Source organism: Streptomyces sp. LMG1-1-1.1, from assembly GCF_040815545.1.
Lineage (GTDB): Bacteria > Actinomycetota > Actinomycetes > Streptomycetales > Streptomycetaceae > Streptomyces.
In genome coordinates this window covers 27951-41628 of sequence record NZ_JBFPNH010000014.1, presented here as the reverse complement: position 1 = coordinate 41628, position 13678 = coordinate 27951, and the positions used below count along the sequence as shown (strand labels likewise).

11 protein-coding genes are annotated in these 13678 nt (G+C 73.5%); 7 read left to right on the top strand and 4 right to left on the bottom strand.

The genetic code is table 11. From position 1 onward, the window contains the following. Positions 1-9 precede the first annotated feature (9 nt). Both MRBLMG1_RS05840 and MRBLMG1_RS05835 read right to left on the bottom strand, forming a co-directional pair. On the bottom strand, positions 10-1605 hold the full coding sequence (locus tag MRBLMG1_RS05840; RefSeq protein WP_367821398.1) for an N-acyl-D-amino-acid deacylase family protein: 1596 nt from the start codon (positions 1603-1605) through the stop codon (positions 10-12). 17 nt (positions 1606-1622) lie between these two features. Then, complete coding sequence (locus MRBLMG1_RS05835) at positions 1623-2939, bottom strand: amino acid deaminase (protein WP_367821396.1); 1317 nt, start codon at positions 2937-2939, stop codon at positions 1623-1625. A gap of 168 nt (positions 2940-3107) precedes the next feature. On the opposite strand from MRBLMG1_RS05835, the gene MRBLMG1_RS05830 reads away from it, so the two are divergent. From MRBLMG1_RS05830 to MRBLMG1_RS05820, 3 genes are read left to right on the top strand one after another with little or no spacing between them, the layout of a single operon-like run. Next, a complete protein-coding gene (locus MRBLMG1_RS05830; RefSeq protein ID WP_414721498.1) occupies positions 3108-4142 on the top strand; it encodes a sugar kinase in 1035 nt (344 codons plus the stop codon). After that, entirely contained in the window at positions 4139-4912 is a 774-nt protein-coding gene (locus MRBLMG1_RS05825) for an IclR family transcriptional regulator (RefSeq protein WP_367821392.1), read from the top strand. Before MRBLMG1_RS05830 ends, MRBLMG1_RS05825 begins: the two co-directional genes overlap by 4 nt. Further along, on the top strand, positions 4909-5319 hold the full coding sequence (locus MRBLMG1_RS05820; RefSeq protein ID WP_367821390.1) for a RidA family protein: 411 nt from the start codon (positions 4909-4911) through the stop codon (positions 5317-5319). The genes MRBLMG1_RS05825 and MRBLMG1_RS05820 overlap by 4 nt, the downstream gene beginning before the upstream one ends. A gap of 107 nt (positions 5320-5426) precedes the next feature. On the opposite strand, the gene MRBLMG1_RS05815 is transcribed toward MRBLMG1_RS05820, so the two are convergent. Continuing rightward, entirely contained in the window at positions 5427-6782 is a 1356-nt protein-coding gene (locus MRBLMG1_RS05815) for a M14 family metallopeptidase (RefSeq protein ID WP_367821389.1), read from the bottom strand. 61 nt (positions 6783-6843) lie between these two features. On the opposite strand from MRBLMG1_RS05815, the gene MRBLMG1_RS05810 reads away from it, so the two are divergent. Continuing rightward, a complete protein-coding gene (locus MRBLMG1_RS05810) occupies positions 6844-8355 on the top strand; it encodes a serine/threonine-protein kinase (RefSeq protein WP_414721493.1) in 1512 nt (503 codons plus the stop codon). A 140-nt stretch (positions 8356-8495) separates the two neighbouring features. On the opposite strand, the gene MRBLMG1_RS05805 is transcribed toward MRBLMG1_RS05810, so the two are convergent. Next, positions 8496-10211 carry a chitinase gene (locus tag MRBLMG1_RS05805; protein WP_367821385.1) on the bottom strand — a complete coding sequence of 572 codons (1716 nt, stop codon included), beginning with the start codon at positions 10209-10211 and terminating at the stop codon, positions 8496-8498. Between the two features lie 423 nt (positions 10212-10634). Between MRBLMG1_RS05805 and MRBLMG1_RS05800 the strand changes: the two genes are divergently transcribed. From MRBLMG1_RS05800 to MRBLMG1_RS05790, 3 genes are all read left to right on the top strand, one after another. Next, positions 10635-11603: a hypothetical protein gene (locus MRBLMG1_RS05800; protein ID WP_367821383.1), complete on the top strand. Its 969-nt coding sequence runs from the start codon at positions 10635-10637 to the stop codon at positions 11601-11603. A 91-nt stretch (positions 11604-11694) separates the two neighbouring features. After that, on the top strand, positions 11695-12405 hold the full coding sequence (cpaB, locus tag MRBLMG1_RS05795; RefSeq protein ID WP_367821381.1) for a Flp pilus assembly protein CpaB: 711 nt from the start codon (positions 11695-11697) through the stop codon (positions 12403-12405). 7 nt (positions 12406-12412) lie between these two features. After that, positions 12413-13678 carry an AAA family ATPase gene (locus MRBLMG1_RS05790; RefSeq protein ID WP_367821379.1) on the top strand — a complete coding sequence of 422 codons (1266 nt, stop codon included), beginning with the start codon at positions 12413-12415 and terminating at the stop codon, positions 13676-13678.

The window sequence follows — 13678 nt, the reverse complement described above, 5'->3', positions numbered from 1 at the left end:
CGGCCGGGTTCACGCCGGGGTTCTGCGGATCGCACGGCCTGCCAGGGCGTCCGTGCGGGTGCCGTCTTCGATGACGAAGGTGCCGTCGACGAGGACGTGGGGGATGCCGGTGGGGAGGGTGCGGGGCGAGGCGTAGGTGGCCTTGGAGGCGATGGTGGCGGGGTCGAAGAGGACGAGGTCGGCGCGGTAGTGCTCGCGGACGAGGCCGCGGTCGGGGAGGCGGAGGCGGGCGGCGGGGCGGGAGGTCAGGTGGGCGACGCATTCCTCCAGCGTGAGGACGCCGAGGTCGCGGACGTAGCGGCCGAGGTACTCCGGGAAGGTGCCGTAGGCGCGGGGGTGGGGCTTGAGGCCGTGGAGGATGCCGTCGGAGCCGCCGGTGTGGACGCGGTGGCGCATGATCGCCCGGACGTTCTCCTCGTGGCCGACGTGCTGGAGGATCGTGGTGCCGAGCCGGTCGTCGAGCAGGAGGCGGCGGGCGGTGGGCCAGCCGTCGACGCGGCGGCCGACGTGGTCCGCGAGGGAGGGGTCGGAGACGCCGGAGATCTCGACGGTGTCCCAGTCGACCGGCACGCCGTGGCAGCCGTCCGAGCCGAGGTCCTCCAGGTGGTGGCGGATGCGTTCCGCGGCCGTGTCGTCCCTGAGGCGCGCGAGGACCGCCTCGGGGCCGCCTTCGCTCGCCCAGCCGGGGAGGAGGGCGACGAGGGTCGTGCAGCCGGGGGTGTACGGGTACGTGTCGAGGCTGATGTCCGCGCCCGCGTCGAGCGCCTCGTCGAGGAGGGCGAGGAGTTCGGGCGCCCGGCCCTCGTTGACCCCGAAGTTCATGGTGGCGTGGGCGAGGTGGAGCGGGCAGCCCGCCTCCCGGGTGAGGGCGACCATCTCCTCGTACGCCCGGAGCGCACCGGCGCCGTACGAGCGGTGGTGCGGGCAGTAGTAGCCGCCGTACCGGGCCACGACGCGGCAGAGTTCGGTGAGTTCGGCGTCCGGCGCGTACATGCCGGGGGTGTAGGTGAGGCCGGAGGACATGCCGACCGCGCCCTGTTCGAGGCCCTCCGCGACGAGCCGGCGCATCCGGTCGAGCTCGACCTTCGTCGCGGGGCGGTCCTCCCAGCCCATCGCGTGCATCCGGACCGTGCCCTGGGGGACGAGGTACGCGGCGTTGACCGCGATCCCGCGGCCCCCGTGGGCCCGGTCGAGGCGGTCCAGGTACTCGCCGATCGTGCGCCAGTCGAGGTCGACGTCGGACCCGTCGCCGTTCCAGCCGGTGATGGCCCGGCGTACCTCCGCGAGCGTGCGGTCGTCGACGGGGGCGTACGACAGGCCGTCCTGGCCCAGGACTTCGAGGGTCACGCCCTGCGCGGCCTTCGCGCTGTGGTCCGGGTCGCGGAGCAGCGCGAGGTCGCTGTGGGCGTGCATGTCGACGAAGCCGGGGGAGAGGACCAGGCCCTCGGCGTCCAGGACGCGGCGGCCGGTGGGGCGCTGGCAGCCGGCCGCCGCGCCCTCCTTGACGATCGCGGCGATCCGGCCGCGGTCGATCGCCACGTCGGCCCGGTAGGAGGGGCCGCCGCTGCCGTCGACGACCTCCGCGTCGCGGATGACGAGTTCCATGGCGGGGCTCCCGGCTCCTAGAAGTAGGTGCGGATGTAGTCGACGACGGTGCCGTCCGCCTCGACGAGCGGGATGAGCTGCCACTTGTCGAAGGAGGTGCAGGGGTGCGACAGGCCCATGCCCACCCAGTCGCCGACCTCGACGTCCGCCCCGGGTTCGGTGCGGAGCCAGGCGTGCTGGTCGGAGAGCTTCGTGACGGTGATGCCCTCGGCGGCCCGGATCTCGCCCGTGCGGGCGTCGCGGACGACCTGCGCCTCGGGGAGGTGCAGGTCGTGGGCGGCGTCGCGCTTGCCCGCGTTGGTGAAGGCCTGCTCGTCGGTGGGACGGGACACGACCTGCGACCACAGCCGGAACGCGGGCTGCAGCGCGCCCTCTTCGGGGACCCGGTTGAAGGGGGTCAGGTTGCGGTACTGGCCGTCGTCGTGCGAGACGTACGCGCCCGAGCGCAGCAACTTCAGGGTGGGCAACGACAGTTCGGGCAGCTCGGCGAAGACGTCGGCGACCGTGTCGAACCAGGCGCTGCCGCCCGCGCTCACGATGATCTCCTCGACGCCGCCGTCCGGGCGGAAGCGGCCGGCCTTGTCGAACTCGACCGCGAGCGCGGTCAGTCGGCGCAGCCACGCCTCGACCCGCTCGGGCGTGGCCTCCGGCACCTCGCCCTCGTATCCGGCGACGCCGACCAGGCGGAGCGTGCTGGTCGCGGCGACCGCGTCGGCGACGGCGGCGCACCCGGCCTCCGTGCGGACGCCGGTACGGGCCCCCTCGCCGGCGCCCAGCTCGACGACGACGTCCACCGGGCGGCCGGCGCCGGCGGCGCGCAGGGCCTCGTCCATCAGCTCGACGCCGCGCACGGAGTCGACGTAGCAGACGAAGCGGAGGTCGGGGTCGGCGTCGAGTTCGGCGGCGAGCCAGCGCAGGGCGACGGCGTCCACGAGCTCGTTGGCGAGGAAGATCCGGGAGATGCCGTGGGTGCGGTAGACGCGGGCCTGGTGGGGCACGGCGGCGGTGATGCCCCAGGCGCCGTGCTCCATCTGCCGGTCGAAGAGCTGCGGGGCCATGGACGTTTTGCCGTGCGGGGCGAAGGCGAGGCCGTGCCGCTCCGCGTACACCTCCAGGAGGCGCAGGTTGTGCTCGACGGACTCGGCGGAGAGGGCGAGGACGGGCGTGGTGAAGCCGCCGGTGAACAGGTCGCGCCGCTGGGCGGCGAGCTCGCCCACGGTCAGGCCCTCGGCGTCCGGGGGAAGGCCCTTGAAGCGGTCGTCGACGCGCTCGGCCGCCTGGTCGGGCTTCGCCGTCGCCTGGTCGGGCTTCGTCTCGTTCGCCGCGTCGGGCATGAGGCCTCCTCGTCGTGGTCGTTGCGCGGAATGCAACGCTCATTGCGCATTGTGCTCATGGCTGTCTAACATCCGGGCCAAGGCCGGGTCAATGGACCCGTAGGAGTCCCAGGGAGCCCGAGAGTGAGCGGACACGCGCCCCCGGAGGTCGTCTGCCTCGGCGAGTCCATGGTGACCTTCCTCCCCTCCAGGCCGGGCCGCCTCGCCGACGTCCCCTCCTTCACCCGCGCGATCGGCGGCGCCGAGTCCAACGTCGCCTGCACCCTCGCCGCCGCCGGACACCGCACCCGATGGGTCGGCCGCGTCGGCCGCGACGGCTTCGGCGACCACCTCGTCGAGGCCATCGGCGGCCACGGCGTCGACGTCACCGCCGTCGGCCGCGACCCGCACCGGCCCACCGGCGTCTACTTCCGCACCGACGAGGACCGGTCCACCGACGCCCACGAGGTCGTCTACTACCGGGCCGGATCGGCCGCCTCGGCCATGTCGCCCGCCACCGTCCCCTACGACTCCGTCGCCGACGCCCGGATCCTCCACCTCACCGGCATCACCGCCGCCCTCTCCGCCGACTGCCTCGACCTCGTCCGGGACCTCACCGCCCCCCGCCCCGGCCGCCCGCTCGTCTCCTTCGACGTCAACCACCGGCCCGGCCTGTGGCGCGACGGCAGCGCCCCCGAGGTGCTCCTCGAACTCGCCCGCCGCGCCGACCTGGTCTTCGTGGGCGCCGACGAGGCGAAGGCCCTGTGGGGCCTGAAGGGCACCGGGGCCGTCACCGAACTCGTCGCCGGACCCGAGACCGTCGTCCTCAAGCTCGGCAAGGGCGGCGCCTACGCCGTCGACCGCCGCCCCGAGTCGTACGCGGACATCGAGGACGCCGACGGCGTGGGATTCCTCCAGCGCCCGCCCCGCGTCGACGTCGTCTCCACCGTCGGCGCCGGCGACGCCTTCGCCGCCGGATTCCTCTCCGCCACCCTCCGCGGCCTCGACATGCCGACCCGGCTCCGGCACGGCCACCTCATGGCCGCCGCCGCCCTCACCGCCCCCGGCGACCTGGCCCCGCCGCCCCGCCGCGCCCACGCCGACCGGCTGGCCGCGCTCGACACCGCCGCCTGGGAGACACTTCACCTCGGCCCCGGCTGGACGGAGGCCGACCAGCAGGGCCCCGGCCGGACGGGGGACGACCAGGAGGTACGCACGCCATGAGCCAGACCGTCGACCGGGCGCTCAGCATCCTGCCGCTGCTCGCCCAGGGCCCCGCCGACCTCGGGCAGGTCGCCGAGCGGCTCGGCGTCCACAAGTCCACGGCCCTGCGCCTCCTGCGCACCCTCCACGAGCACGGCCTCGTCCACCGGCAGCAGGACCAGCGCTACCGCCTCGGCGCCCGCCTCTTCGCCCTCGCCCAGGAGGCCGTCGAGAACCTCGACATCCGCGACATCGCCCACCCCTACCTCGTCGCCCTCAACGAGCGCATCGGGCACACCGTCCACCTCGCCGTGTACGAGGAGGGCGAGGTCCTCTACATCGACAAGGTCGAGAGCCGCTACCCGGTCCGCATGTACTCGCGCATCGGGAGGCCCGTCGCGATCACCGTCGCCGCCGTCGCCAAACTGCTCCTCGCCGACCTTCCCGAGGCCGAGCGCCGCGCCGTCGCCGCCAAGCTCGACTACCCCCCGTACACCCCCCGTTCGACCCCGAACGCCGCCGCCTTCCTCAAGGAGCTGGCGACCGTACGCGAACAGGGCTGGGCCACCGACCTCGGTGGCCACGAGGAGTCCATCAACTGCGTCGGCGCGCCCATCCGCGGCGCCGACGGCCGGGTCGTCGCCGCCATGTCGGTCTCGGCGCCCAACGTCGTCGTCACGGCCGAGGAACTCCTCACGCTCCTCCCGCAGGTGCGCCGCACCGCGGACGCCATCAGCCGCGAGTACTCCGGTACCGCCCCGACGAAGGAAACCGAGGAACCGACCGCATGACCGAGAAGACCGCCCTGACCCCCGCCACCCACACCGCCCCGCCCGCGAAGTTCTCGCACGGCGTGCGCAAGGGCAACATCCTCCAGGTCGCCGGCCAGGTCGGCTTCCTCCCCGCCGTCGAGGGCCAGGCCCCCACCGTCGCCGGCCCCACCCTCCGCGAGCAGACCCTCCAGACGTTCGCCAACGTCAAGGCCATCCTGGAGGAGGGCGGCGCGACCTGGGACGACGTCATGATGATGCGCGTGTACCTCACCGACGTCGACCACTTCGCCGAGATGAACGCCCTCTACAACCAGTACTTCGAGGACCAGGACCTCAAGGCCCCCGCCTCCGCCCGCACCACCGTCTACGTCGGCCTCCCCGCCGGCCTCCTCATCGAGATCGACGCCCTGGCGGTCCTGGACTGACGGGGGCAGGGGCGCGTGGACACGAGGATGACGATCCTTCCGTGACATGGCCGCCGGGGCCGGCAGGAGAGGTTCCTCCTGTCGGCCCCGGCGGTGTGCTCAGGGGGTCAGGCCGTGCAGTACTGGGCCTGCTTGCCGATGGAGCGGTACATGCAGTCGGCGTTCTCCAGGAGTTGGAGGACGGCGTCGCGGTTGCGGGAGGTCTCGCGCTCGATGACCTCGTCGGGCGGGTAGAAGCCGCCGCCGGAGGAGGAGGTCGGGTACATCTCGAAGGTGTAGGCGAAGATCCGCTGGGAGCCCCAGAGGTAGTCGTCGATGGACCCGTCGGTGATGTAGAGGTCGCTGGACTGCTCGGGGGTGTAGCCGTTGCTCGCGGCCATCTTGCCGCCGACGGTCGCGAAGGCGTCCCGGTCGTCCTGGGTCATGCCGGTGGTGGTGTTGGCGGTGGTCCAGCCGAAGGGCCAGAGGACCAGCTCGCTGTAGGTGTGGAAGTCGATCGCCGCGGAGATCTGCTGCTTGCCGCCGATCACCCGGGAGCGGACGAAGTCGGCGACGACCTTGACCTCGGGGGCGGACTCGGGGGCCGCGCCGCGGTAGGTCTCGGAGCTCTTGGAGCCGGAGGAGCCGCCGCAGCAGCCCCACTTGTAGTTCCAGTTCCGGTTGGTGTCGGTGCCGATGTAGGACGAGCCGGAGTTGGGCTGGCGGTTCTTGCGCCAGCTGCGGTACGAGCCGGAGGCGATGTCGTACTCGCCGCCGTCGGGGTTGAGGTCCGGGACGATCCAGATCTCGCGGCCGTTCACCGCGTTGGTGATGCGGGAGTCCGTGCCGTAGCCCGCGCCGAGTTCGCGCAGCAGGTACAGCGCCATCTCGACGGTGAGGTGCTCGCGGGCGTGCTGGTGGTGGGTGAAGAGGACTTCGGGCTCGTTCTCGTCGGTGGCGACGTTGTCGCTGATCTTGATGGCGACGATGTCCCGGCCCTGGTACGACTTCCCGATGACCTGCTTGCGCATGATGGACGGGTAGGCGGCGAGGCGCTGGTCGATCTCCGCGTTCGCCTCCGCGTAGTTGTGGTACTTCGCGTCGGCGGAGGGGAAGTCGAGCGGGCCGGCCGTCTTGCCGCCCTCGGCCGTGCGGTCCGGCGGTCCGGGGAGCGCGATCGGCTTGTAGCCGAGCGCCTTGAGGTTCGCCAGCTGCGCGGTGTTGGCGCTGACGACGACCGAGCGGGCGTCGACCTCGTCGATCGAGACGCCGGTGGCGGTGAGCGCGGTGCGGGCGGCCGGGGTGGACGGCCCGGCGACCTCGTACTGCCGGATCACCTCCTCGGCGCCGGAGGCGATGCGGGCGGCGGTCGGTGCCGGGTCTGCCCCGGCGGGAGAGGAGAGGGCGGAGAGGGGCGCCGCGAGGGCGAGCGCCACGAGGGCCGCGAGGGTGGCGGACCTTCTGCCGCGGGTGGGACGTCGCATGATGTCTCCTGGGTGGGGAGTGTGGGGGAGTGCGACAAACTCGTGCGGGTGTCCGAGGCACATGGTGGGGCTATGTCATGGACCGGTCAAGGTAGCGAGTTCGGCCATACTGTCCCGCGTGGGGACCCTCGTCGGTAGATACGTCATCGAGCACAAGCTAGGCGAAGGCGGCATGGGCACCGTCTATCTCGCCCGATCGCGCGGCGGGCGCGCCGTCGCCGTCAAAGTCGCGCGGCCGGAACTCGCCTCCGATCCTTCCTTCCGCGCCCGCTTCCGCGCCGAGGTCGCCGCCGCCCGGCAGGTCGGCGGCTTCCACACGGCGCAGGTCGTCGACGCCGACCCCGACGCCGAGGCGCCCTGGCTCGCCACCGCCTACATCCCCGGCCCCACCCTCTCCGGACTCCTCACCGCCGAGGGCCCGATGGGCGAGGACCGGCTGCGCGCGCTCGGCGCCGCACTCGCCGAGGCCCTGGAGGCCATCCACGCCTGCGGGCTCGTCCACCGCGACCTCAAGCCCGGCAACATCGTGATGGCCCCCGACGGCCCCCGCGTCCTCGACTTCGGCATCGCCCGCGCCCTGGAGTCCACCCGGCTCACCGCCACCGGATCCGCCTTCGGCACCCCCGGCTACCTCGCCCCCGAACAGGCCCTCGGCGAGGAGGTGACGGGCGCCGCCGACGTGTTCGCCCTCGGCGCCGTCCTCGTCGCCGCGACCGGCGGCCGCCCCTTCGGCGACGGCACCCCGATGGGCCTCATGTACCGCTCCGTGCACGAGGCCCCCGACCTCGCCACCGTCCCCGAGTCCCTCCGCGACCTCGTCGGCCGCTGCCTCGCCAAGAACCCGGCCGAACGGCCCACCCCCGACGAGATCCTGGACGCCCTGGGCGGCGAGGAGCCCCGCGCCCCCGCCGCCCCGGAGGCGGCGTTCGGCGCGCCCGGCACCGGATTCGGGGCGCCGGGCCCGGGGTTCGGTGCGCCGCACCCGGCTCCCGTCGTCGACGCGCCCGCGTCTCCGTCGACCCCGCAGTCCGGGGTGCCGTACTCGGTACCCGTCGTCGACACGCCCGCGTCTCCGTCGACCCCGCAGCCCGGGGTGCCGTACTCGGTCCCGGTCGTCGACGCGCCCGCGCTCCCCGTACCCCCGCAGGCGGGGTTCGGGGCGCCGCAGGCCGCTCCCGTCACCGACCCGCGGGTGTTTCCCGTGCCGCCGTCGGTCGCGGCGACGAGGCCGCCCGTCGGGCCGCAGGCGGGCTGGGCGCCGCCACCGCCGCCGTCCCTGCCGCCGCAGCCCGGGCCGGAGTTCGTGGCCGCGGACCGGTCGTCGGGGATCGTGGTCGACGGCGGCGGCGTGCACCTCCAGCTCTACGGCGAGGAGGCGGAGTTCGGATGGGCGGAGATCGTGGGGGTGGAGTACTGGCCGACCCGGCGGGGCCGGGGGCTGCGCGTCGCGGTGTCGCTGCGCGCCGGCGGCGGGACGTACACCTGTGAGCTCGACGGGCGCAGGGTCGCCCGGATCGACGAGTGGGCGGCCCGGCTCGGATCGGTCCTGGCCCACTACCTGCCGCCGCGCTGACCGCGCGCCCGGCCTGGCGGAGGCCGGAGCGCTCGTCGTCCGCGTCGGCCCGCTTCCCGGGCGATGACGACGGCGGCGCCGCGCCGCCGGGGGAGCGGCGGCGCGGCGCGTGCGGTGGTGCGGGGGGTGGCGAACCGGGGTTACGGCAGGTTGTGGACGTGCGGGCCGACCGCGTTCGACCAGGCGTTGCCGGCCGTCGCGTCCCAGTTGGTCGACCAGGTCATGGCGCCGCGGAGGGAGGGCCAGGCCTGGGCCGGCTTGAAGGTGCCGCAGCCGGTGAGCTTGGTGAGGCAGTCGAGCGCGTTCTTCACGACCTGCGGGTCGACGTAGCCGCTGCCCGCGCCGCGGGTGGAGGCGGGGACGCCGAGGCCGACCTGCGACGGGGCGAGGCCGCCCTGGATCTGGATGCAGGCGAGCGCGGTGAGGAAGTCCACCGAGCCCTGGCTGTAGACCTTGCCGTCGCAACCGAGCATCGAACCGCTGTTGTAGTACTGGGTGTTGACGACCGTGAGGATGTCCTTCACGGCGAGCGCGGTCTTGAAGTACTCCGTGCCGGTGGACTGCATGTCGATGGTCTGCGGGGCCATCGTGATGACCAGGCTCGACCCCGCCTTGGCGGAGAGCTGGCGCAGCGCCTTGGCGAGGTACGTGGAGTTGATGCCGTGCTCGAGGTCGATGTCGACGCCGTTGAAGCCGTACTCCTGCATCAGGGCGTACGCGCTGTCGGCGAAGGCGGTGGCGCTGGCGTCGCTGTTGACCGTGACGTTGCCCTTCTCGCCGCCGACCGAGATGATCACGGACTTTCCGGCCGCCTTCTTGGCCGCGACGTCGGCCTTGAAGTCGGCGACCGAGGTGTAGCCGACGGCCGGGTCGAGGTTGAAGGTGATCTGGCCGGGCGTGGTGGTCGAGTCGGCGAACGAGACGGCGATGATGTCGTACGCCGCCTGGACGTCCCGCAGCTTCTGCTTGGCGGCGCCGTTGTCGAAGTTCTGCCAGTAGCCGGTGACGGCGTGCTTCGGGACGGCCGGGCCGGGGCCCGGGTCCGTGGGCTTGGCGGTGCGCGCGGTCACCGCGGCGGACTTCGCGGACTCGCCGGCCGCGTTCGCCGCGGAGACCTGGAACTGGTACGCGGTGTCGGCGGTGAGCCCGGAGACCGTGGCGGACGTGCCGGTCACCGTCTGGGGGTTGGCGCCGTCCCGGTACACCTTGTAGCTCGTGGCGCCGGAGACCGCGCCCCAGCTCAGGGCGACGGAGGACGTGGTGACCGAACCGGCGGCGAGGCCGGCCGGGGTGGACGGGACGACCGGGTCGGGGTCCTGGCCGCCGCCTCCGTCGGGGCCGTAGACGCTCACGTCGTCCACGAGGTAGGGGGAGGTGCCGTACCAGCCGTGGGTGTAGATCTCGACCGAGGTGGTGCTCGCCCCGGTCGTGAAGGTGGTGGTCAGCTGCTTCCAGGAGGGGCTGTCGGGCGTCCAGGTGGAGACGGTGCCGGTCCCGGTGCCGTTCGCGCCGAGGTAGGCGTAGCCGCCCTGGACCCAGGCGCTCAGCGTGTAGGTCGAGTTGGGCTTGACGGCCACGGTCTGCACGCACTTGGCGTTGTCGAGGCCGGCCGGGGTGGCCTTCAGGGCGCCGGTCCCGGTGCGGACCGGGGAGGAGACGGCGGCGCCGCTGCCCGCGGAACAGGACCAGTTGGCGAGGCCGTTCTCGAACCCGGCGTTCTTGGCGACGTTGACGTCCGCCGCCTGAGCGGTGCCGGCTCCGCCGACGAGGACGAGCCCGGAGCCGACGGCGAGCGCGAGGGCTCCGCCGAGCCAACGGCGTCCGTGCGGGCGGGTGGTGGTGCGGTCCACGTGCATCCTCCGGTGGGGGAGTTGGGGATGTGGAGGTGCCGTACGTCGTCGTACGGAGGATCCGTCAGCGACTCGTACGGGGGTACGAGGCTGTGCGGGAGGTTCGACGGTGGCCACCGCTGTCGGAACAAGCTGGTCCAGACCAATCGCGTTGTCAAGACCTCTGGCAGAGGACGGCGTTGACGGCCCCCGCACCTCCACCGGGCGGCCCCCGCCCCTCCACGGCAAACGCCGGGGTGGGAAGGGTCGCCGGGGGTCCGCACCCCGCCCGCAAATTGATGGGGACAGCTTGGCGGATTGTGTGTTCACCACCCCGGGGGACGTGGATAGGGTGCAGAGACGGTCGCACCCTGCGGTGACGCCGTGAACGCGGTAAGTGATCCGCGGCCCCCGGTGCACCGGAGGCCGGAGGGGACGGGGGAGCCTGACGTGCCGACAGCGATCGCGGTCACCGGCGCCGACCTGGTGCTGCCACCGACCGACCCGGGGACCCCGGACGCCACCGTCCTCCCACCCCCCGACAACCGCCCGCTCGACGCCTCCGTCGCCGACATGCAGCACCTCCTCACCCGGTACGGACACGTCGTCGTCGTCTGCCCCGCCGCCGCCCCGGCCGCCGTCGAACAACGCCTCCGCGCCGTCCGCGGCCTCCTCGAAAGCGACCGGATCGCCCTGGTCAGGACCGACCTGCCGCCCCTCGGCACGGCCGTACTCGTCCGCCAGCTCCGGCAACTGGCCGGCTGCGACTTCAGCCCCGGCGTCCTCGCCTCCGCCGCCCGGCTCCTCGCCCACTACATCTACGCCGGCGCCGTCCTCGGCACCGTCGCCCGGCTCGACCGCGTCCCCGTCAGCCTCGGCTCCCACCTCAAGGGCTGGCTCCCCGGCGCCCACTTCGCCGTCCTCGCCGGACCCACCCCCCAGATCGTGCGCCTCGGCAACAGCGAAACCCCCCTCGCCGGACCCGAGTTCACCACCGAACTCCTCCTCGCCCGCGGCCACCTCCAGACCGACTGGCCCACCACCACCCTCGTACCCCAGTGGCGCATCGGCGGCCCCGTCCACGAGACCCCCCTGCCCGAGTCCTCACCCGCCTGGTGGGGCACCCCCAAACTCGTCGAGTTCGCCGCCTACCTCCCCGACCTCCCCGTCCTCTACCAACTCGTCTCCTCCGTCCGCCGCGAGACCTGCCACTGGTGCGGCATGGACCTCATCGGAGACCGCTGCGGCTTCTGCGCCGCACCCCTCGCCCCACCGGACCAGGCCCCCCGCGCGGTCGCCCCCGGCGGCCGGCCCCCCGGCGCCCTCGCCGGCAGCCTCCCCGCCCGCGCCCTGGGGACCGGCGCCCACGCCGCCCCGGCCCTCGGCCCCGCCGCGCACCCCACCCGCGCCCTGCCGTGAACCCCGCCCGGCGCGACGCCCCCGCACGACCAGCCGCCCACCAGCCGCCCCGTCCGTCCGGACCCACGTCTCCGATCGAGGTAGTACGGCCATGAACTCCCGCCAGCGCCGCGGCGTCATCCTGCTGCTGCTGTCCGTCCTGTGCGCGCTCGGCGCCTTCGCCGGCGTCCTCGCGGTCATCAGCGACGTGAACTCGAAGGTCGGCCCGGAGGTCACCGCGTACCGGATCGCCAAGAACGTGAAGCCCTACACGGCCCTCAGCACCGGCCAGTTCGAGAAGATCTCGATGCCGAAGCGCTGGCTCCCCGAGACCGCCGTCACCGACCTCCGGCGCATCCAGGGCAAGATCGCCGTCACCGAACTGCGCGAGGGCTCCCTCCTCCAGGAGGACATGATCGTCGACCGGCCCGCCCTCCAGGACGGACAGCAGGAGATCGCCATCATGATCGACGCGGCCACCGGGGTCGCCGGCAAGATCACCGCGGGCGCCACCGTCAACATCTACGCCACCTTCGCCGGCGAGAAGAAGGGCGACCCCTCCCAGTCCCGCGTGATCGTCGCCGGCGCCCGCGTCCTCGACGTCGGCAAACTCACCCCCATCCGCGACCAGTCCGGCAACACCGGCCGCACCGGCGCCGAAGCCGTCCCCATCAGCTTCGCCCTCTCCACCCTCGACACCCAGCGCGTCGCCTACGCCGAGTCGTTCGCCGAGCACGTCCGCCTCGCCCTCGTCGCGCCCACCACCGGCGGCGCCCCCGCCGACCAGCGCGACCGCACCTACACGCTCGAAAAGGACAAGTGAGGCCGGTATGACCACCAGGATCCTGCCGGCCGTCGGGGACCCCGACGCGGCCCGGTCCGTCATGACGCTGCTCAGCCAGCTCCCGGACGCCGAACCCGCCCCGCCCGTCCCCGACTCCACCCAGCTCGTCGACGCCCTCGCGCGCCTCGCCGCCGTCTCCGTCGACGAACTCCCCGAAGTCGTCCTCGTCCACGAGCGGATCGGGCCCGTCCCGGCCCTCGAACTCGTCCGCGAGGTCGCCCTCCGCTTCCCCGCCGTCGGCACCGTCCTGATCAGCGCCGACGCCAGCCCCGTGCTCTTCTCCGCCGCCATGGACTCCGGCGCCCGCGGCCTCGTCACCCTCCCCCTCGGCTACGAGGAACTCGCCAGCCGCGTCCAGGCCGCCGCCCAGTGGTCCACCGGAGTCCGCCGCCACCTCGGCGCCGGCGCCGACCGCCCCACCGGACCAGGCGGCACCGTCGTCACCGTCAGCGGCGCCAAAGGCGGCGTCGGCACCACCGTGACCGCCGTCCACCTCGCCCTCGCCGCCCGCGCCTCCGGCCGGACCGTCGCCCTCGTCGACATGGACCTCCAGAGCGGAGACATCGCCTCCTACCTCGACGTCCAGTTCCGCCGCTCCGTCGCCGACCTCTCCGCCATCGCCGACATCTCGCCCCGCGTCCTCCAGGACGCCGTCTACCTCCACGAGACCGGCCTCTCCCTCCTCCTCGCCCCCGCCGAAGGCGAACGCGGCGAAGAAGTCACCGACCGCGCCGCCCGTCAGATCGTCAGCGCCCTCCGCGGCCGCCACGACGTCGTCGTCGTCGACTGCGGCTCCCGCCTCGACAGCGCCAACGCCGCCGCCATCGAGATGGCCGACACCGCCCTCCTCGTCACCACCCCCGACGTGGTGGCGGTGCGGGCCGCCAAGCGGACCGTACGGATGTGGGAACGCCTCCAGGTCCGCAAGGCCGAGGAGACCGTCACCCTCGTCAACCGCCACCACCGCTCCACCGAGATCCAGCCGCCCCTCGTCCAGAAGATCACCGGGACGCGCATCGCCTCCGTCGCCGTCCCCGCCCACTTCAAGGAACTCGCCGCCGTCGTCGACGCCGGCCGCCTCCACGAACTCGACGCCAAGTCCACGGTCAAGCAGGCCCTCTGGACCCTCGCGGGCGAGCTCGGCCTCGTCGGCGCCCCGGCGACCGACACCCCCGGCCCGCCCGGCAAGCAACTCGCCCGCGCCGCCGACCGCGGCTCCCTCGGCCTCCGCCGCCGCACCGGAGGACGCTGA

Bases quoted from the DNA above. Each gene is read 5' to 3' on its own strand.
- MRBLMG1_RS05815 (WP_367821389.1), bottom strand. From the start codon at position 6,782: ATGCGACGTCCCACCCGCGGCAGAAGGTCCGCCACCCTCGCGGCCCTC.
- MRBLMG1_RS05790 (WP_367821379.1), top strand. From the start codon at position 12,413: ATGACCACCAGGATCCTGCCGGCCGTCGGGGACCCCGACGCGGCCCGG.
- cpaB (WP_367821381.1), top strand. From the start codon at position 11,695: ATGAACTCCCGCCAGCGCCGCGGCGTCATCCTGCTGCTGCTGTCCGTC.
- MRBLMG1_RS05810 (WP_414721493.1), top strand. From the start codon at position 6,844: ATGGTGGGGCTATGTCATGGACCGGTCAAGGTAGCGAGTTCGGCCATA.
- MRBLMG1_RS05830 (WP_414721498.1), top strand. From the start codon at position 3,108: ATGGTGACCTTCCTCCCCTCCAGGCCGGGCCGCCTCGCCGACGTCCCC.
- MRBLMG1_RS05825 (WP_367821392.1), top strand. From the start codon at position 4,139: ATGAGCCAGACCGTCGACCGGGCGCTCAGCATCCTGCCGCTGCTCGCC.
- MRBLMG1_RS05835 (WP_367821396.1), bottom strand. From the start codon at position 2,939: ATGCCCGACGCGGCGAACGAGACGAAGCCCGACCAGGCGACGGCGAAG.
- MRBLMG1_RS05820 (WP_367821390.1), top strand. From the start codon at position 4,909: ATGACCGAGAAGACCGCCCTGACCCCCGCCACCCACACCGCCCCGCCC.
- MRBLMG1_RS05805 (WP_367821385.1), bottom strand. From the start codon at position 10,211: ATGCACGTGGACCGCACCACCACCCGCCCGCACGGACGCCGTTGGCTC.
- MRBLMG1_RS05840 (WP_367821398.1), bottom strand. From the start codon at position 1,605: ATGGAACTCGTCATCCGCGACGCGGAGGTCGTCGACGGCAGCGGCGGC.